Genomic DNA, 18744 nt, shown 5'->3' on the forward strand with positions numbered 1-18744 from the left:
CATCCTAGATGATCAAGGCATCAGGTCAGTAGTAGGTGGTCAGCGAGTTTACGTTGACTCGCCAGCCGGAGGTCGATCCGTTGATCTTCTTGATGGTCCAGTGGTAGCTACCGACGTCGGTCATCCGACCCCAATTGAACGTTCCACACGACGAGGTGCGCTCGCCGTATGTCACATCGGGGAGCGGCCACGTCCTGTTACGAGCAAGGTCGAGAGTAGTGTTCTGGTAGGTTCCCGCTACCACCGAACAACCGGACCACACCGTACGAGTCGATGCCGAGTCACTGTTGTTGTCGGTCCAGTCCCGGGATGTGAATCCGGTAAGGGCATCGCTCACACTACTCGACCAACTTCCCTCAGCGCGCACCGGCGACACCAAGGTCAAACTGAGCACCAAGCCACCCACAGCAACAGTTACGACCTTCGCGAGTCTCTTCACTGTTCCCCGCTTACTTTGGAAGGACAACGAGAGCTGGCCAGCGGTTAAATTACTCGGCGCGGTGTCCACACATGTCAACACCCTTCGATCACCGTTGATCACTGGCCATCAGCGACGATCTCAAGCACTCGAGGCCTGGCCTCAGGGAACACAGGAAGACCGCCACATAGGAGCACACACGGTAAAGCCAAGGTGACAACAATCACATGTTGCAACCGTCCAATGGCTTGATGTTGCTTGCCGCCGCCGCGCCGATCATCACGATCCTGTGCGATGCCGGAAAGAACAGCCCGAGCAGTACGTATGCCAGGTCAGCGATCGGTCGTACCGTTATCCCATGGTCCACGCAGGACGTTACCTCCACATGAGCAATGCTCTCGGAGCGCCAAGGCACCAGGACCTCGGGGCGCGGGCCACCGCAGGTCGTCAGGTCGCGGGTGGGCGCAGACGCAGGGCGGCGACGGCGGCTGGCAGGTCGGCGGCGGTGGCGACCCGGCGGGTGGTCTCGGGACCTTCACGTACGTGCACCTCACAGTGGGACGCGGCGAGCGAGACGATCACCGTCTCGCCGGCGTAGTACCCCGCGAGCAACGACAGCAACGGCACCAGGTCGGCAGGCGTCACCCAGTCGCCGGGGTCGCCGTCGGCTGCCGGCGTCGGCACATCCTGCGGTACGCATTGCGGCACGTTCTGCGGTACGGCGATCGCGGTCGACGGATCGACCGGCACCGCCGAGCGGGTGGCGCCGCACACGTACTCGACGGCCTGGGCGAGCGCGTGCCCAAGGGTGGGCCGGTGCGGGTAGGCCCGCAGGCCGATCGCGGCACCGGGCGCGGCGAGGTACGCACCCCACGACACCCCCTGCATGCGGTACGGCGTACCGGCGTCGTTGCGGTGGTCGGCGACGGTGACGATCAGCGCCAGCCCCAGCCCGTACGCCAACGCGAGCACCCGCGCCAGCGGTGGCGCGTCCGGCTCGGCGGCGTGCAGCAGCACCCGGCCGCCGGGGTGCCCGTTGGCGACGTTCGCCAGGTACGCGGTCAGCAGGTCCTGCCCAGGGTGGTCGAGGGTGACGTGGCCGTACCACAGCTCCTGCACCAGCAGGACCTCGTACTCGTCGAGCGGCGCGAGCTGGTCCGGGCCGATCGGCTGGCCGCGTACCGTCAGGTCGCCGACGTGGAACGGGAGCCGGAACTGCGGCGGCACCTGGTGGATGGGTTTGCCGCCCGGCTGGCTGCCGATCTGCGGCACCACGGCGGTGGCTTCGTCAGGCAGTGCCCAGTTGAGGTGGCGGGCCCAGTGCTGCCCGTCGGTGACGGTGACGACGGCACCGTGCCGGATGCGCAGCGTGTCGCCGCAGCTGAAGCAGCGGCTGAGGCCGGCGGCGTACCGGCCGCTGCGCCCGGCACCGCCGCAGTAGCGGCACTCCGGGTCGGCGGCGGGCGCGCCGACGGTGCAGACGCAGCGGCGCAACCCCTGCTCCGGTACGCAGTACGGGCAGGGTTCGGACGGGATCGCCGGCCCCTGCCAGCTGGGCGGCGGCGGCTGCCACGAGCGGGCGAGCTTGTCGACCGTACGCCGGGAGATCTGGCCGGTGGTGCGTTCGGTGAGTTCCTCGACGACAGCGACCACCCGCAGGCTGGTGTGCCACCAGCGGCCGTCGCGCCAGATGGCCTGCGCGCCAGGGGTGGCCTCACCCGTGCCGACTGAGGTGCAGTCGGCGATCATGCGGCGTTCGAGCTGGTCCAGGTCGAGTTTCGGCGGCCCGATCGGCGGGCCGGGTCGGCCGGGGCGCAGGTAGTGGGCGGGTACGTCGACACCACGGTCGCCGATCCCGGTGGCGAGGCGGGTCGCGTCGGCGGCGACGATCGCCGCGTCGAGGCTGTCGGAGCTGCCGACACCGCTGGCGAACGCGTCGCCGACGCCGGTGTCGGGCAGTTCGAGGCGCAGCTGCCAGCCGTAGCGGTCGTCGCCGTACGGATCGGGCCGGGTTTCGACGACCAGGTCGAGGCAGAGCAGTTCGGCGAGGGCGCAGAGTCGGCCGAGGTGGCGGGCCGGGTCGGGGCGGTCCGGCGGGGCGGTACGGCCCAGCCAGAGCTGCCACGGGTGGTACGTGTAGTTGGCGATCGCCGCCGCTTCCAGGGCGTGCCGCCGTGCCTGCGGCAGGTCGGGTCGCCAGTCGCGGGGCAGCACCAGCCCGCCGACGAGAAGTTCCCGCTCGGGTGCAGCCGGGTCGTAGAGGTGGTCGGCGCCGACCCGGTCGGCCAGTTCGGTGACGACGGCGTCGAGGTCGAGCCACCAGCGGCCGGCGCGGTGCACCGGGTCGAGCGCGCCGGGCACGATGTTGACGGAGGCGACGGCGGCGGTGTCGGCGTTGGCGACGGTGTAGACGAGTTGGGCGCGGCGGCGGCCGAGCCCGGCGCAGCGGTCGCAGGTCACGCAGTTCGTGCCGGTGCCGAGACAGACCTGACAGTCGCGGTACGCCGTACCGCCCGGGTTGCCGGCGGTCAACTGGTCGTCGTCGACGATGAGATGGTCGCCGTACCAGGTGCAGCTGCACCGGTGGGAGGTGACGCCACCGCCGTCGCAGGTGGTGCAGTCGACGACGGTGACGCCAGGGTTGTCGGGCTCGGTCACCGGACGGCGGCCTGGTTGATCGTGGCCTGGTTCATCGCGGCCTGGGTGGACTGCCAGCGGCGCAGCGCGTCCTTGATCCGGTTGTTCTGCTCCCAGGTGCGGTCGAGTTCGGCGTAGAGGACACCGAGGTCGTAGGCGACGCGGTCGAGGAACGCGCCGACTTCGACCGGGTCGAGGCCGCGGGCCGTGACGCCGACCGGGCGGAACCGTTGGTTGCGCACCTGCCAGGGCCGGATCGGCCGGTACGCCGCCGAGCGCATGTTGGTGCCGGGCACCCGGTGCACGCCGGGGTCGCCGCCGGCCGGCCAGCGGCTGGGCGGGGTGGACGCCATCCGCCGGCGTCCCCAGCGGACCCGCATCCGTTGCCAGATCCTTCGCATCATCAGTGCTCCTCCCCTGTGTGGTGCGGTGATTGCTTTGGTGGTGTGCGTGGTGGATGGGGGTGGCCCTGCCCCTTGCCGACTCGGGCGGGGGGCACCCCCGCCCCGATCACCGCAGCCCTCCTTGGCGGTACGGCGACCGGGGCAGACCTTGGTTCCGCCGCGTGAGCTGCGGAAATCCGGATCAGGCGCAGTCGCCGAGGTCAGCGGGCGCGCTGCCCGGCCCGGTCGCCCTCGGGGCAGCGGTGCGGGGCCGGACGTCGGCGTCACCGCGCCGGGCGTCGGGCATGAGCACCGGCGGCGGTACGTCGACCGGCACCTGCAGTGGGCCGGTTCCCGGGTCGTCCCAGTCCGACCCACACGACCGCCAACGGTCGTCATCCATCTGCGTCACGGTTAACTCCCCTCCTCCGAAGATGTGCGCGACTGAGAATCACCCATCCCCCTTACGGGTGTCAAGTGCATCAAGTTGACGGGGCTGCTAGTCGTCACCTCCGTACGTTCATTGACATGCGGTTGGCCGGGATGTCCGAGATCCAGCAGATGCTCGGTGGCGTCTCCCGCCAGCGGGCATCCGAGATCGTCAACCGTCCGTCGTTCCCCGCACCGCTGGATGTCCTCGCCACGGGCCGCATCTGGTCCCGCGACGCGGTCGCCGAGTGGATCCGCATCCACCGACCCACCCAACGCGAGGACTGAGATCCCCTCATCACGTCAGAGACAACTGGACGACCGCCCTCGCCGGCACCATGTGAACACCCGTGCGAAATTCGAGCCTTCGTGTGGCCATATGCAGCGTCAATGCCTGACCGGTACCGTCCAAGGTAGTCACTTGGGAGGGGTGCTCCGTGAACGGATCCAACGATGCTCTGGCCTCGCTCATCACCGAGGCGGGCTTCTCGTGGGCCGGGCTGGCCCGGCGGGTCAACGGCCTCGGGGCGGACGAAGGGCTTGCCCTGCGCTACGACTACACGGCGGTGCACCGTTGGGTAAAGCGCGGCGAACGTCCGCGACCGCCGGTGCCGACGCTGCTGGCACGGGCGCTCAGTGAACGTCTGCGTCGCCGGATCACCCCGGCAGACTTCGGCATGACCGACGAGGAAACCCTTGCCGCTCGCGGCCTGCAGTACGCCGACCATCCGCGTACCACAGTCGACACGATCATCGACCTCGGCAAGGCTGACGTCGCGCGCCGCAACATCGTCAAAGCCCCATTCGTACTCGCCGCGCTCGGGGCACCGAGCCGGGACTGGCTGCTCGCCACCCTCGACGAAACATCGACGGAGCGCGGCCCCCGGCAGATCGGGATGCGGCAGGTGGCCGGCATCCGGGAGATGTTCGCCCTCTTCCAGGAGCTGGACGTGATGCGCGGCGGCGGCCACGCCCGTACCGCCCTCGTCGAGTACATGCAGAGCTACGTCCTACCGCTGCTCAAGCGGGAGCACGAGCCGGACGTGCAGCAGGCGCTCTACGAGGCAGCCGCCGAGCAGTCGTACCTCGTCGGGTGGATGGCCTACGACGACGGCGAACATGGCCTCGCCCAGCGCTACCTCATCCAGGCGCTCCGGCTCGCCCAGGCCGCTAACCACTCCGCGCTCGGCGCGCACGTCCTCGCGGGCATGTCCGACCAGGCCAACCTGCTCGGTCACCCCCGCGAAGCACTGATGCTCGCCCGCGCCGGCCGCCGCGGACTCGCCGACGGCGACTCCGCCGCCTGCCTCGCCGACCTGCACATCCTCGAAGCCCGCGCCCTCGCGGCACTCGGCGAATCAGCACCGGCGGCCGCCGCCGTGGCCAAGGCCGAACAGACCTTCGCCCGCGTCGACCACGACGACGAACCCGTCTGGGCCAGATTCATCGACACCCCATACCTGTACGGCGAAGCCGCCCACTGCTTCCGCGACCTCGGGCAACCCGACGAAACCGTGCGCTTTGCCACCGAGTCCGCCGAAGGTGCCCGCCGGCAGGGCCGCGCCCGACGTGCCGCCCTCAGCCACGCCGCCCTGGCCACCGCCGACCTCGACCGGTCGGACGTCGAAGCCGCCGCCAACCGCGCCGCTCATGTCGTCGAGTTGGCCGCCTCCGTCAACTCGTCCCGCACCATCGGAACCGTCAAAGACCTGCAACACCGCATGAAGCCGTACGCCACCCTCCCCGAGGTACGCCACTTCACCACCCGCGCCACCGAACTCCTCGGCCTAGCCGCCTGACGAAAGCGCATGTCGCAGCCCTCAGCGGTTCAGCCACCAGGCAGGCCGAAGGCCAACACGTGCAGCAGGCCGACGATCGAGCCGGAGCCCAGGATCTCGTTCCGGTCGAGAAGCCCTCGGCCGCCAGCCGGTCTCCTCTTCGACCTCGCGTGCCACGGCCGTCTCCGGGCTCTCGCCCTCGTCGACGATCCCACCGGGAAGCTCCAGCCCCACTGGTCCGACACGAAGCGGTGCCGCCACAGCATCAGCACCTGATCGTGATCATTGACGACGACGCCGATGGCGGCGCGGAACAGCCGTACGACATGGTGCTCGAACCGCTCGCCGCCGGGAGGACTGGACGTCAACCAGGTCGAGGCTAATCCAGGGCCGGCGCTCGTACACGGCCCGTCGTCCAAACACGTGCCAGCGATGGGCGTCGGCCTGCTCAGGACTGCGGTCGCCGCCAGTCCGGCCCAGCAACGGCCGTTCGTCACCCGTCGCCTTACCCATGCCGGCCAGACTATCCATACAGCCCGAGAGAAGTGCAGCCCTCTCAGCCACACCGCCCGGGCTGCCGCCGACTCGACCGCCCGGCTCGGGTTCCTCCGAGGAATCCCATGGCGCTTCCGGAGACCTGATGCCACAGGTGCATCTTGATGCACCTGTGGCATCAGGCTCAACCAGTACCCCAGCCCAAAGGGGCGGCATTGCGCACACGGGATAGAGGCGCACGTCGCCGGCCCACCCCGGAGACGAATGACAGCCGCGTCCCGCGAACCCATGATGACGATCGATGCCGGCACAGGAGTGTCGTCGCCCTCTACTGCAGAGCCCTGACTTCATCTCCATCGCGCCACCGATTCTTGGAATCCGGACTTTCTTTGGGATCCGACCCGTCGCGCGAATCATTGACAACCTCACTGACCCGCTTGTCGAGAAGTCTGGTGACCGAGTATTGGGCGCCCCCGAAAGCGGCGCTCCAGCCAAGGATCTGTGCCCCTGTGTCGAGCTGCGTCAGCCCAGGAACGAACTCTCCCCGAACAAATACTATCCCGATGAGAGCGCATAGTGCACCAACCGGCAGTTTGAGAACAGTCGAGGCGAGCGACAGATCGTAGGGCACCGCCGACTCGCGAATTTTGGCTAGCATTGCAATGCCCACGAGAACGGCACCCATGAAACCGTACACCAGAACCAAAAGGACGTCGATACGGTCCGGCTCAGTCTGTGGATCGTCCGCTGGGACTTGACGCTCGGGGCCCTGTCCCGTCGTCGCCCTGTCATGCGGACAGACCAGATCGTCCGGGTAGCCGAAGCAGAGACTGAGCGTTTCCGGGGCACAGGCACCCCAAATGGCAAGCACGACAACGGTGGCCGTAGTCAACATTGTCGCGGACCACATTGCATTCCTCAGCCTCCGGATACGTGAGTAATACTTGTTCATCGCCAGATGCACGCCGACCAGGACGGCCTTCATGGCGCACCGGAGCTCCTCCGGTTGGCTTCCCCCTACCAGCCACCGCCCACATCGAGAGGATTGCCGCCGTAGCTCGACGACACGACAGTCGTCCGCCTTCAGACGACCTTTGGCCAACTCCAGGACGGACGGCAGCCAGCCCTGTAGATCCTTTGTATCGAGCATCTCCAGGATCAACAACTCGGCGGCCTGGATACTGAGCCATGCACACTCCATGGTTCCCTTGAGAATTCCGCGACGCCTGGCCGCACTCCGGGCCTTTCTGAGAGACTCGTATACGCTATGGAGTGACGCTCGCCTCATGTCGGCACAGTCCCTGACACGGATAAGTGCGGCCATGCTTTCGAGATAGTCAGCGCGCGCTAGAACGTTCTGACGCCATGTGGCACCAAAGAGGAATCCACGCAGCGGTGGCCCCTCCGCCACTCTCGGCGGTTGGGGACACTCCCGCCTTCTCGCCCTCGATGCCATGATGCGACGGTATGCGCTCAGGAGGTATGTCCGGACGACGTTCTCCAAACCCTGTGACGCATGCGCCCGATGGGGTCCCTGGAGTCTCTCTCCCTTAGCCCTTGGCTCTTCTGGGAGGCGGAAAACGGCTGCCAAGAGAACCGGTAGTGGCTTATGGTGCGGATGATGTAATCAGCTTCCACTGTGACACGACGGCGAATGCTGGCTCTCGGCACGATAGCCGTAGTCATCGTGGTCACCCTGACCGGGTGGCGGTGGTGGCGCCTGCGGTCGCCGTACGGGCCGGAGGTGTTGAACGCGACCGCGACGCTGCGGCTGGTCGACCAGGCGACTGCGGACGCCACCTTCAACGGTCAGCAGCTGGTGATTCCCACCGACGGCGCCCGGGTCTTCCTCGGCCAGGTGAGCTGGACGCCCCCATCACAGCCGAAATCCGGCGCGATGCTCATCATCGCGGCGCTCGGCAAACGGACTCGCACCCTGCCCGGCTTCATCTCCACCACGTCGAATCGACCGGACCGGGTCGGATCAGGCCCTCCGGCGATGTCCTCCTCGTCTCGTCGGGCGACGCCACGCCGGTCACGTACTCCTTCGTCCTGCACCCGGCACATCCGCAGACCCGCCGGAGTTCGCGATCGCGTCCGCTCCCGCCGCCGTCGACGACCTGATGGTCGCCCTGATCAGCGTCGGATCAGGCTGTTCGCCATGTCGATGACGGCTTCCTCAGCCGGCCGAGGCTGCCAGCCCAGCATCCGACGAGCCTTCTCGCTCGACGCCTCGCGTACCGCACCGAGCTCAGGCAGCACGAACGCGATCCGCGGGCTGAACCTGGCGGCGAGACGCACCGCCCAGTCCGGCAGTACCCGCGTCGAGACCCGGTCAGCCCCGTCACCGAGCCGGGTACGCAGCAACACCGCGATGTCCTGCATCGACATGGTGCCGGCGCTGGCCAGGAACCGCTCGCCGGCCGCCGCCGGATCGGTCATCGCCCGTACGTGCAGGTCCGCGACGTCCCGTACGTCGACCACACCGATGTGGATCCGGGCCAGGACGGGCTGGCGGCCGGTCAGCATCCGGTCGATCTGATCTGACCACAGGGACTTGTCCGGTCCGAGGGCCGGACCGAAGATTCCGACCGGATTCACCACCGCCAGCTCCATGCCTTGGCCGTCCTTACGCACGAAGTCCCAGGCGGCGCGTTCGGCGAGCAGCTTCGACTTCGCGTACGCGGAGACCTGGCCCTGTTCCGGATCGGTCCAGTCCTGTTCGGTGAACAGCCGCTTGTCTGCCGGGTGGCCGTACTTCACCGTCACGATCGACGACGTCAGCACCGTACGTTTGACCCCGGCCGTACGTGCCGCGCCCAGCACCCGCAGCACCCCGTCGCGTGCCGGCCCGATGAGTTCGTTCTCGTCGCGGGGCTCGGCCAGCGGCACCGGAGAGGCGATGTGGAGTACGTAGTCGCATCCGGCCACCGCCTCGGCCCAGCCGTCGTCGGTAGTGAGGTCGGCCACGGCGAAGCTGAGCGCGTCACCCGGTTCCGTTCCCCCCGCCTGCAGCATCGTGCGTAGGTCGGCGGCACGACCCGCCGAACGCACCGTGGTACGCACCCGGTACCCCTGCAGCAGCAGCCGTACGACACAGTGCGCCCCGACGAAGCCGGAGCCTCCTGTCACCAGCACCTGCTCGCCACTCATTGCCGACTCCCGACACCACTCGCGCTGTGGACGGGCATGGCGCCCCGCCCCGGACTGCGCCGAAGGTACCGGTGACACCTATGTCTGCGACCGGGCTGGGCCGATGTTCTCGGGCTTGCGACAGCACCGGTGGTCGCGGGATCGACGGATCACCTATCCTGCTGAGCTGCTGGTGCCCGCAGCCGGCGGCCCACCCCGCTCTCGCCGACAACCCCGGCGGCCCCGTGGCCCGGCAGTCCCGAGAGGGTTGCACGACCGGTGAAGATCGACCCGCGCGCCGTTTGGCAACGTGAGAGCAATCACGTGGGCAGTCGCTTTTTTCGATCCTGTGAACAGCCCCTGGCCACCCCGCCTTCTTAACATAGTTCATTCACGTTTCAAGAAGTCTTGGCATTGGCGAACGCCGACACCCGTGCTCTCATTGCAGCAGACGGGGCTCGAGCACTCAGTCCGGCCACAGCGCCCGGTGATCCCGGCAGCTGACAAGCTGGGCAAGCCGTCGATTCACCGGTAGTCCATGCGTCACCGCGCCCAGGAGGCCAGTTTCTCCTATGTCCAGACTGCACCGATACCGTCGCCAGGCATTCGCGACAGCCGCAACTTCCGCACTTCTGGTAGTTTTCGCCGCCACCCCTGCGATGGCACAACCGACGACTTCTCTCGCTCCCCTGCTGCCTGCCGAGAATGGTACGCCAAATGGTGGCTACATTGTCGTTCTCAAGGACCAGCCGCTCAAGGGCGGCGCGGCCAACGACCCTGTGGTGGTCGCCGAGCGGGTTGGTGGCCGGGAGGTCCACCCGTACACGACGGTGCTGAACGGATTCTCCGCGAAACTCGACGCCGACGCCCTCGAGGCGGTGCGCGCCAACCCGAACGTCGAGTACGTCCAGGCCGACGCGGTGATCCAGGCCGTCGAGCCCGTGGTGACCGGCGGTGGCGCGACCACCCAGCCCAACCCCCCGTCATGGGGTCTGGACCGCGTCGACCAGCGGAACCTCCCGCTCGACCAGGAGTTCAGCTACGACACCGACGGCACCGGGACCACCGTGTTCGTCCTGGACAGCGGGATCCGTACCACGCACGACGATTTCGGCACCCGGGCGCAGTGGGCCTACGACGCGGTCAACGACGGCAACAGTCCGGGCGACTGCCACGGCCACGGCACGCACGTCTCCGGCACCATCGGCGGCACGACGTACGGCGTCGCCAAGGACGTGCAGATCCGCGACGTGCGGGTGTTGGACTGCTTCAACTTCGGCACCGACGCGGACCTGATCGAGGGCATCGACTGGGTGGCGACGAACGCACCGCCGCGCTCGGTGGCGAATCTCAGCCTGCAGAACTACGGCAGCGTGGTGAACACGGCCGCCCAGAACATGATCGACGCCGGGGTGCTGGCGGTGTTCGCGGCGGGCAACAACAACAGCGACGCCTGCAACAACAACCCTCGGTCAGCGGACGGCATCGTGGTGGGCGCGACCACCATCACCGACGGCCGGTGGTCCAGCTCCAACTACGGCTCCTGCATCGACGTCTTCGCTCCGGGCAACAACATCACCTCGGCCGGCAACAGCGGCGACAGCGCGGTCGCCTCCAACTGGTCGGGCACCTCGATGGCCGCTCCGCACGTGACCGGCTGGGTGGCCCGCTATCTGGAGGCCAACCCGAGCGCGACGATGGCCCAGGCCAAGGCGGCGCTGCTGGGCGCCGCGACCAGCAACGTGCTGACCGGCATCGGCGCCGGGTCGCCGAACCTGCTGCTGTACGCCGACCCGGGTAGCACTGTGACCGACACCGTCGCGCCGTCGACCCCGGGCACGCCGGTGGCGTCGGGCGTGACCGCGACCTCGGCCACGCTCACCTGGACCGCGTCGACCGACAACGTCGGGGTGGTCGGCTACGAGATCGAGCGGGCCACCGGCGGCGGTGGGTTCGCGTCGGCCGGCACCTCGGCGACGAACTCGTTCACGGCGACCGGGCTGACCCCGGGGACCAGCTACCAGTTCCGGGTACGGGCTGAGGACGCCGCCGGCAACCTGTCGTCGTTCTCGTCGGCGGTCACCGTCAACACCCCGACGGGGGCGGGCACCTGCCAGGTCTCCTACGCGGTCAACAGCGGTGGCTCCACGTTCACCAGCAACATCGTCATCACGAACACCGGCACCAGCACGATCAACGGCTGGACCTTGGCCTTCGCCCTGCCCAGCGGGCACTCGTTCGGCAGCGGGTGGTCCGCCACCTACGGTACGAGCGGCCAGGACGTCACCGCGACCTCGTTGACGTGGAACTCGACGCTGCTGCCGCAGGGCACGGCGAGCATCGGGTTCAACGGCACCGGTTCCGGGACCGCGGAGCCGACCGCGTTCACCCTGAACGGGACGCCCTGCACCGTCGTCTGACGACGGGCCGGACCATCACCTGACAACTGAACGGTCAGGTTGATCAGCTGGTTCAGCGGGTCGGGCACCGGAGGCACCGGTGTCCGGCCCGCTGACGCCGTCGCCACCACCGCCACCGCCGCCGATGGCGTCGCCGGTTCCGCTGGTGCTGCGCAGGCTCCAGATGATCGACACCGCGATGGTGACGACGATGACCCCGAGGGTGACCGGGATGGGCAGCTTGCCGACCGGGGTCTCGGAGAGGATGAGCTTGACGCCGGCGAAGGCGAGCAGCACCGCCAGGCCGTAGTGCAGGTGCACGAAGCGGCGCAGCAGGCCGGCGAGGCAGAAGTAGAGGCTGCGGAGCCCGAGGATGGCGAAGGCGTTCGCCGTCCAGACGATGAACGTACTGGTGCTGATGGCCAGGATCGCGGCGATCGAGTCGATGGCGAAGATCAGGTCGGTGGCCTCGACCGCGATGAGGACGACGAACAGCAGGGTCGCGACGCGCTTGCCGTCGACCCGGGTGAAGAACTTCTCGCCGTGGTACGCCGGGTCGGTGGGGATGGCGCGGCGGACCAGGCGGACCACCGGGTTGCGGTCCGGTGGGGTCTGCTCGTCGTGCCGGAAGGCCATCTTGTAGCCGGTGTAGATGAGGAACGCGCCGAACAGGTACGCGGTCCAGAAGAATGCCTCCAGCAGTTCGGCGCCGACGAAGATGAACACCAGCCGGAACACGAGGGCACCGATGACGCCCCAGAACAGCACCTTGTGCTGGTACGCGGCCGGGACCGCGAAGTAGCTGAATACCAGCGCGAAGACGAACACGTTGTCGATGGACAGCGCCTTCTCGATTAGGTAGCCGGCGTAGTAGGTGCCGGCGACCTCGCCGCCCTGCCAGGCCCACAGCAGTACGCCGAACAGCAGGCCGGCGGCGATCCAGACGCCGGACCAGATGGCTGCTTCACGGAAGCCGATGACGTGGTTGTCACGGTGCAGGAACAGGTCGACGGCCAGCATCGCGGCGACCGCGAGCATCAGCGCGGCCCAGACCCACCAGGAAACGGTCAACGGACAGACCCTTCGCCCGGCCGACCCGTGGTCAGGGCCGGCGCTACTGGACGAAGGTCTCCCCGGGCCACCGGGTGGCGGCTGCGTCGCCGGGGCGCGGCAGATCCGGGCCCGTGCTGACGACGACGCGGTGGTACTCGGGTACTCCCCCTCGAACTACGTACCAGTATTCGCGAAGCGCGATTCGCGTGTCAAGCTCCGGGCAGCCAACCGGCACGGCTGGCGGATCGCCGGACCTGCGATCCGGCTTTCCCGTACTGTCCTACGTACATTGCGTCCGAAGGCTGTTGCCTTCGAAGAAGTGCGACGGCGAGGGACGCGCGATGAGCGAAGGGGACGGCGGGTCAGCATGTCGGTGCCAGCCTCAGCCGATCCCGGCGCACAGCCAGCCGCCCGGAGCTGGACCTTCCTCACGAACCATGCGCACGTGCTGCTGGCCGTCGCCCGGGACCCGACGGTACGGCTGCGCGACGTAGCCGCATCCGTCGGGATCACCGAACGCGCGGCCCAGAGCATCGTGGCCGACCTGGAAGCCGCCGGCTACCTGCGCCGTACCCGGGTCGGCCGCCGTAACCAGTACACCGTCGACCCGACCGGGCACTTCCGACACCCCGCCGAAGCCAACCGGCAGATCGGTGACCTGCTCGACCTGTTTACCCGGCAATCAGACCGACCCGGGCCGGAGCAGGCACGGCCCGATCCGCCTACCGGAGGCTGATCCGACTTCCTACCAAGGTCGTAGGTCGAGTGTGACCCTACGCCAGATGGCGCTGGCAGCACCCTGGTTTTGTTGGCCCTCGCCGGTACGGGATGGTTCGCTGTCGATTTCATGCTGCTCGCGCCGGACATCTCCTACTGACCGGTGCGAGCTGCCCGTCCCGAGGCCGGCCGGACTGCCCGTCGCGGCCCGCCCCGACCTGGAACAGAGGATGCTGCACACGATGTACGACCACATCGAGGACCGGCCGTTCGTCCGTGACTGTCTACTCGCGACCGGCGTCGCCGCGCTGACGTTCACGATGCTGGCGGCAGTGTTCTGGGTGGTGACGCCGCCGAGCGAGTTCGCGCTCACCGCGGCGCGGGAGTGGCTGCTGGTCTGTCTCGCCGTCGGGCAGGCGCTGCTGCTGTGCCTGCGCCGGGTCCACCCACTGCTCTGCCTCGCCGCCGTCGTCGGCGTCCAGGTCGTGATGATCGCGTCGTCTCCACCGGACGCGACGATCCGGGGATTCGCACCGTTCGTCGTGGCGTACACCATCGCGGGTCTGCCGCCGGCCCGGCGGTCGTTCGCGCTGCTCGGCGCGGCGGTGGCGGTCGAGGTGGCGGCGGCGGTCGGCGCCGCCGCGGTGAGCACGCCGGGCCTGTTGCTGCCGGCGGTCGGCCCGGCCGGGTCAAGCGTGCTGTCCTACCTCGGCGGCGCGTTCGTCGGCAGCTACGTCGCCACCCGCGGACGCTACGTGCGGTTGCTCCGTCAGCAGGCCGCCGAGTCGGTTCGGACCCAGCAGGCGAAGGTACGGGCGGCGATCGGTGTGGAACGCACCCAGATGGCTCGGGAGCTGCACGACGTCGCCGCGCATCACCTGTCCGGCATGGTGGTGCAGGCGGCGGCGGTGCAGCAGTTGATCGACCGGGATCCGGCCGCAGCGAAGGAGGGGGTGGCCTGGATCCGGACGCAGGGCAAGGCGACGTTGGACAATCTGCGGTTGGTTGTCGGGGTACTGCGTGCCGGCCCGGCGGACCCGGCCGACGGCGCCGGTCCGGGACGGGACGGCGAGGGCGCCGTTCCGGTGCCCGGACTGGCCGTGCTCGACGAACTTGTCCGCACCGCCCGGGGCCTGGGTACGCCGGTCGAGTTCAGCGTCAACGGGCCGCCCCGGCCGGTGTCGCCGATCGCCGACGTCGCGCTCTACCGCACGGTGCAGGAGGCGCTGTCCAACGCCCGGCAGCACGCGCCGGGCGCGCCGGTCCAGGTCACGCTGCATTGCCTGTCGCGTGAGGTGTCGCTGGCGGTGGTTAATGCCCCGCCGGCCCGACACCCGGAGCCTGCGGTACGGATCAGCAGCGGTGTCGGGCTGGTCGGCATGCGGGAGCGGGCCCAGCTGATCGGTGCCCGGCTCGCGGCCGGGCCGATCACCGACGGCGGCTGGTCGGTCGCGGTGATGCTGACGGACAACGGAGGTGAGCGGTCGTGACCAGGGCGGAAGCCGGGGCTGATGCCGGTGCCGGGACGATCCGGGTGATGCTGGTGGACGATCAGGCGGTGGTACGGGCCGGTTCCCGGGTGCTGCTGGAGCAGGTCGCCGACATCGAGGTGGTGGCGGAGGCGTCGAGCGGGTCGTCGGCGGTCACCACCGCCCGGCGGCTGCGTCCCGACGTGGTCTACATGGACGTACGGATGCCCGGCGGCGACGGGCTCACCGCGACCCGGCAGATCCTCGCCGACGCGGCCGGGTCGCCGCCAGCGGTCTTGGTGGTGACCACGTTCGACCTCGACGAGTACGTCTTCGGCGCGCTCGAAGCCGGGGCCAGCGGATTCATCCTCAAGGACTGCGAGCCCGAGGACCTGATCGACGCGATCCGCCGGCTGGCGGCCGGCTACGGTCTGGTCGACCAGACGGTGACCCGCCGGGTAATCGCCGAGTTCGCCCGGCGACGTCCGGCGGCACCGCCTGAGTCGGCAGCCGCGCATCAGTCCAGGACCGCGTCGGCCTCGATTTCGACCCGCACGTCGGGGGCGTACAGCACCTCGACGCCGATCAGCGACGACGGTGGGAACGGCTGCGGGATCGCAAGCTCGTCGGCGACCCGCGCGACGCCGGCCATCAGGTCGTCCATCTGCTCCGGGGTCCAGTCGGTGACGTAGAACCGCAGCCGGACCACGTCCGCGAAGCTCGCGCCGGCACCGGCGAGACCGCGCGCGGTGTTGCGCAACGCCTGCGCCACCTGGTCGGCGAGCTCGTCGGCGTCGCCGACCGGCTTGCCGTCGGCGTCGCGCCCGACCTGGCCGGCGACGTGCACCTGGCGACTGCCGGTGGCGATCGACACGTGGTGGTACGGGACGGGCTGGGCCATCCCCTCCGGGGACAGCAGCTGCACGGTGGTCATTGCGGGTTTCCCTTCGTCGAACACGGATGTCATCAGGTATCAGATGTCTACCTGGTATCCGAAGGGAACTTCAACGATACTAGGTGTCATGCCGGAAACCACCCTCGCGGAAGCCGACTCCCCGCTCAGCAGGGACCAGCGGGAGCTGCTCGACCAGGTGCTGGACAAGTGGTCGTTGCGGGTGCTCGAGACGCTGTGCGGGCGGCCGCTGCGGTTCAACGAGCTCCGCCGGGAGATCCCGGCGGTCACCCAGAAGTCGCTGACCGCCACGCTGCGCCGGCTCGAACGCAACGGCATGGTCGAACGGGTCGTCACCGGCACCCGCCCGCTCGCCGTCGAGTACCGTATCGCCCCGCTGGGCAAGACCCTGCAGGACCTCGTCGACGCCCTCTTCGGCTGGACCGCCGCCAACTACGCCGAGGTTGAACGCGCCCGCCGCCGCTTCGACGATGAGGTGACGCAGGCAAGCGTGAAGCCGTGACCGGCCGCGCCCCGCCGCCCGATGTCGAGGGTGAGCGCCTGCCACGAATTGACGACCGGACTGTTCGCCCTGCCCACCTGCGGCATCGTAGGACCTACCGGCAGGCACCGACGTACAAGATCACAGCGATTGCATCGCGAGGCGGTACGGGTCGCCGGCGTACAGGCGGTGCTGCGGGCCAACGTCTCGGAGATCTTCGTCCACCTGTCCCGACGCGAGCAGCGGCTGGTCGACGCGATGCTGGCCCAGGTCGACCGGGTGGAGCGCGACGAGACCGACCCGGACCGGCTCGAACAGCTCTACCAACTTGACCACCTCGCCGCCCGGATGGCACGGATCAACCAGAGCCTGCTGGTGCTCGGTGGTTCCGGTACTTCCCGGGTACGGCGGGAAGCGGTGCCGCTGGACAACGTGATCCAGGCCACGCTCTCCCAGATCGAGCGCTACACCCGGGTACGGATCGGCACGGTCGACCGGGAGCTGTCCGTCGCCGGCGCGGCCGTCGACGAGGTGGCGCACCTGCTCGCCGAACTGCTGGACAACGCGACGAGGTACTCGCCGCCGGAGGCCGAGGTGATGGTCAGCCCTCACCGGACATGCCCGGCCGTCGCTGGTCGGCGGTCGGCCGATCGTACCGGCGGCCTTCGGCGGCGACCGGCCGGTGATCAACGCCGGCCGGGCCACGGTGAATGCGCCTGCGCCGCTGTTCCGCCCGCGCACCCGCACCCGAGTCGGCACCGGCACCGCCGCCCGCGCCGTCACCCCCACCCCGCCGGTGCCGGCAGTGGCATCCGCCTCGGCGTCCGTACCCGCCCCCACGCGGCCGGTGTCCGCCCCACCGACGGCCGCGACAGTGGCCGTGGCGGGAACGGCGGTGGCCGAGGCCCGGCGTTCGGTCAACGGCTGGGCCGCCTGGAACGCCACCTACCCCGGCCGGACCCCCACCTCGATCGTGATGGCGTCATACGACGCGGCGGCCGTGCTGGACCGGGCGATCACCGCGGCCGGGATCAACCCGACACCGGCGGAGATCAACACGGCGATCGCCGGGCTGGGGCAGCTCACCAGCCCACGCGGGCCCTGGCAGTTCGCCAAGTCCACCCACGCCCCGATCCAGAAGTGGTACCTGCGCCAGGTCCGCCGCGACGGCCGGGCACTGGCCAACGTGGTGGTGTCCGAGCTGACCACGCTCGGCGGCTGAGCTGGTGGGTCGGAGAGGACAAGTCGTCCCCGACCCGCCGGCTCCTGGTGGCCGGGCTGCACGTCAGGCCGTGTGCCGCGCTGTTGTATCAGACCGCAGCGCAGGTCAGCGTCGGAACACTGTTGATGCCGTTCCAGGACCCGATGAAGCCGAACGTCGTGCCGGCACCGGCGCCGAGGCTGCCGTTGTAGCTGACATTGCGGGCGGTCACGTTGGACCCACTGTTGGTGACGGCAGCGTTCCAGGCCTGATTGACGGTCTGGCCGTCGGCGAAGCTCCAGGTCACCACCCAGCCGCTGATCGCCGAACTGCCGGCGGTGACCCGGACGTCACCCTGGAAACCACCCGGCCACTGGCCGACGACCCGGTAGCTGTCAGTGCAGGCTCCGCCGCCGGGCGGGGCAGTGGTCGGCGGGGCGGTCGTCGGCGGCGTACCGCCGAAGATGCTGGCCTCCTGGGAGGTGGAGCTGATGCCGTCCGGTCCGTTGAAGATCCGCTCACCCCAGGTGGTCATCTGGTTCGGGTCGAAGTTGAGCACCATGTCGAGGATCGGGTCGGTGTCGCCGCTCCACGACCAGCCGAGGTAGCCGAGGCCACGGGCCTGCGCCTCAGCCAGGATCGTGTCGTGGTCCACCTCTCCGGAGTTGAACTGCCAGCCGAACTCGCCGATCACCAGCGGCCACCCGTTGGCCTCGAAGTCGTCAAGGTAGCTCACGATCGACGAGGCGTTGCTGTAGACCGCGTACATGTGGATCGACAGCACGGTATTGCCGTGGCTGTCCGCGTCCAGCACCGTCTGGGCGTCCGCCCGCATGACGTTCTGCCAGTCCTGGCCCCAGTTCGGCGCGTCGACCATCAGCAGGTGATCGAAGCCGTTGGCCCGCATCCGCCCGATGGCGTCGACCGTGGCGGCGGTCCACTGGCCGGCGTCGACGTTGCCGATCGGCTCGTTGCCGATGTTGATGACGACGTAGTTCTCCTCGCCGACCAGCGCGCTCTTCTGGCTGATCCAGTAGTCGACGGCCTGGTCGAGCGAGGCGGCGGCACTTCTTCGCCGTACCCGGTGGTGTCGTGCACCTCGAGCACGCAGATCATCCGGTTCCGCTTGCACAGATCGATCACGTCGGCGACGTCGTTGGACGGACCCCAGCGCTGGCCGCTGCCCAGCACCACCCGTACGGTGTTGGCACCGAGCGCCTTGATGTCGGCGAACGAGTC

The 18744-nt window shown here is 68.9% G+C and carries 17 protein-coding genes and 2 pseudogenes; 8 read left to right on the top strand and 11 right to left on the bottom strand.

Translation table 11 applies throughout. The features are described 5' to 3' along the window. Positions 1–865 precede the first annotated feature (865 nt). From O7610_RS15750 to O7610_RS15760, 3 genes are all read right to left on the bottom strand, one after another. Positions 866–3076: a hypothetical protein gene (locus O7610_RS15750; protein WP_289211257.1), complete on the bottom strand. Its 2211-nt coding sequence runs from the start codon at positions 3074–3076 to the stop codon at positions 866–868. Further along, complete coding sequence (locus O7610_RS15755) at positions 3073–3336, bottom strand: DivIVA domain-containing protein (protein ID WP_281555697.1); 264 nt, start codon at positions 3334–3336, stop codon at positions 3073–3075. Before O7610_RS15755 ends, O7610_RS15750 begins: the two co-directional genes overlap by 4 nt. A gap of 304 nt (positions 3337–3640) precedes the next feature. Continuing rightward, the gene (locus O7610_RS15760) at positions 3641–3841 is read right to left on the bottom strand and encodes a hypothetical protein (protein WP_289211258.1); all 201 of its coding nucleotides are present in this window, start codon (positions 3839–3841) and stop codon (positions 3641–3643) included. A 125-nt stretch (positions 3842–3966) separates the two neighbouring features. Between O7610_RS15760 and O7610_RS15765 the strand changes: the two genes are divergently transcribed. Both O7610_RS15765 and O7610_RS15770 read left to right on the top strand, forming a co-directional pair. Beyond that, complete coding sequence (locus tag O7610_RS15765) at positions 3967–4155, top strand: hypothetical protein (RefSeq protein ID WP_281551496.1); 189 nt, start codon at positions 3967–3969, stop codon at positions 4153–4155. A 149-nt stretch (positions 4156–4304) separates the two neighbouring features. Continuing rightward, a complete protein-coding gene (locus tag O7610_RS15770; protein WP_289211259.1) occupies positions 4305–5666 on the top strand; it encodes an NsdA family TPR-like regulatory protein in 1362 nt (453 codons plus the stop codon). Positions 5667–5687: 21 nt separating this feature from the next. On the opposite strand, the gene O7610_RS15775 is transcribed toward O7610_RS15770, so the two are convergent. The 3 genes from O7610_RS15775 to O7610_RS15785 form a co-directional block, all read right to left on the bottom strand. Beyond that, positions 5688–5906: an NUDIX domain-containing protein gene (locus O7610_RS15775; RefSeq protein WP_348651180.1), complete on the bottom strand. Its 219-nt coding sequence runs from the start codon at positions 5904–5906 to the stop codon at positions 5688–5690. 562 nt (positions 5907–6468) lie between these two features. Continuing rightward, on the bottom strand, positions 6469–7125 hold the full coding sequence (locus tag O7610_RS15780) for a hypothetical protein (protein WP_281551499.1): 657 nt from the start codon (positions 7123–7125) through the stop codon (positions 6469–6471). A gap of 1151 nt (positions 7126–8276) precedes the next feature. Further along, the gene (locus O7610_RS15785; RefSeq protein ID WP_289211260.1) at positions 8277–9293 is read right to left on the bottom strand and encodes an SDR family oxidoreductase; all 1017 of its coding nucleotides are present in this window, start codon (positions 9291–9293) and stop codon (positions 8277–8279) included. A 638-nt stretch (positions 9294–9931) separates the two neighbouring features. Here O7610_RS15785 and O7610_RS15790 point away from each other — a divergent pair. Beyond that, entirely contained in the window at positions 9932–11692 is a 1761-nt protein-coding gene (locus O7610_RS15790; RefSeq protein WP_289211261.1) for a S8 family serine peptidase, read from the top strand. Positions 11693–11707: 15 nt separating this feature from the next. On the opposite strand, the gene O7610_RS15795 is transcribed toward O7610_RS15790, so the two are convergent. Further along, a complete protein-coding gene (locus O7610_RS15795) occupies positions 11708–12742 on the bottom strand; it encodes a TerC family protein (protein WP_281551502.1) in 1035 nt (344 codons plus the stop codon). A gap of 349 nt (positions 12743–13091) precedes the next feature. Here O7610_RS15795 and O7610_RS15800 point away from each other — a divergent pair, with 349 nt between their 5' ends. From O7610_RS15800 to O7610_RS15810, 3 genes and pseudogenes are all read left to right on the top strand, one after another. Beyond that, positions 13092–13460, top strand: a complete 369-nt coding sequence (locus O7610_RS15800) for a helix-turn-helix transcriptional regulator (protein ID WP_289211262.1) — start codon at positions 13092–13094, stop codon at positions 13458–13460. Positions 13461–13671: 211 nt separating this feature from the next. Beyond that, positions 13672–14931, top strand: coding sequence for a sensor histidine kinase (locus O7610_RS15805; RefSeq protein ID WP_289211263.1), 1260 nt, complete (start codon positions 13672–13674; stop codon positions 14929–14931). 47 nt (positions 14932–14978) lie between these two features. Continuing rightward, a pseudogene (locus tag O7610_RS15810) lies at positions 14979–15308 on the top strand (response regulator); the annotation flags it as partial. 119 nt (positions 15309–15427) lie between these two features. Here the strand turns inward: O7610_RS15810 and O7610_RS15815 are convergent. Beyond that, on the bottom strand, positions 15428–15844 hold the full coding sequence (locus tag O7610_RS15815) for a RidA family protein (RefSeq protein ID WP_281567278.1): 417 nt from the start codon (positions 15842–15844) through the stop codon (positions 15428–15430). 88 nt (positions 15845–15932) lie between these two features. On the opposite strand from O7610_RS15815, the gene O7610_RS15820 reads away from it, so the two are divergent. Further along, positions 15933–16325 carry a winged helix-turn-helix transcriptional regulator gene (locus tag O7610_RS15820; protein WP_289211264.1) on the top strand — a complete coding sequence of 131 codons (393 nt, stop codon included), beginning with the start codon at positions 15933–15935 and terminating at the stop codon, positions 16323–16325. A gap of 120 nt (positions 16326–16445) precedes the next feature. Here O7610_RS15820 and O7610_RS15825 read toward each other — a convergent pair whose 3' ends face one another. Further along, the gene (locus tag O7610_RS15825; RefSeq protein ID WP_281551507.1) at positions 16446–16844 is read right to left on the bottom strand and encodes a hypothetical protein; all 399 of its coding nucleotides are present in this window, start codon (positions 16842–16844) and stop codon (positions 16446–16448) included. A gap of 142 nt (positions 16845–16986) precedes the next feature. Here O7610_RS15825 and O7610_RS15830 point away from each other — a divergent pair, with 142 nt between their 5' ends. After that, positions 16987–17526 (top strand): ABC transporter substrate-binding protein, encoded by a 540-nt coding sequence (locus tag O7610_RS15830; RefSeq protein ID WP_289211265.1) that lies wholly within the window; start codon positions 16987–16989, stop codon positions 17524–17526. Between the two features lie 88 nt (positions 17527–17614). On the opposite strand, the gene O7610_RS15835 is transcribed toward O7610_RS15830, so the two are convergent. Both O7610_RS15835 and O7610_RS30680 read right to left on the bottom strand, forming a co-directional pair. Beyond that, complete coding sequence (locus tag O7610_RS15835; RefSeq protein ID WP_289211266.1) at positions 17615–18637, bottom strand: cellulose binding domain-containing protein; 1023 nt, start codon at positions 18635–18637, stop codon at positions 17615–17617. After that, positions 18637–18729: pseudogene (locus O7610_RS30680) on the bottom strand (hypothetical protein); the annotation flags it as partial. The pseudogene O7610_RS30680 and the gene O7610_RS15835, both read right to left, overlap by 1 nt. Positions 18730–18744: the final 15 nt, after the last annotated feature.

Origin of the sequence: Solwaraspora sp. WMMA2065 (genome assembly GCF_030345075.1) — a bacterium.
GTDB lineage: Bacteria > Actinomycetota > Actinomycetes > Mycobacteriales > Micromonosporaceae > Micromonospora_E.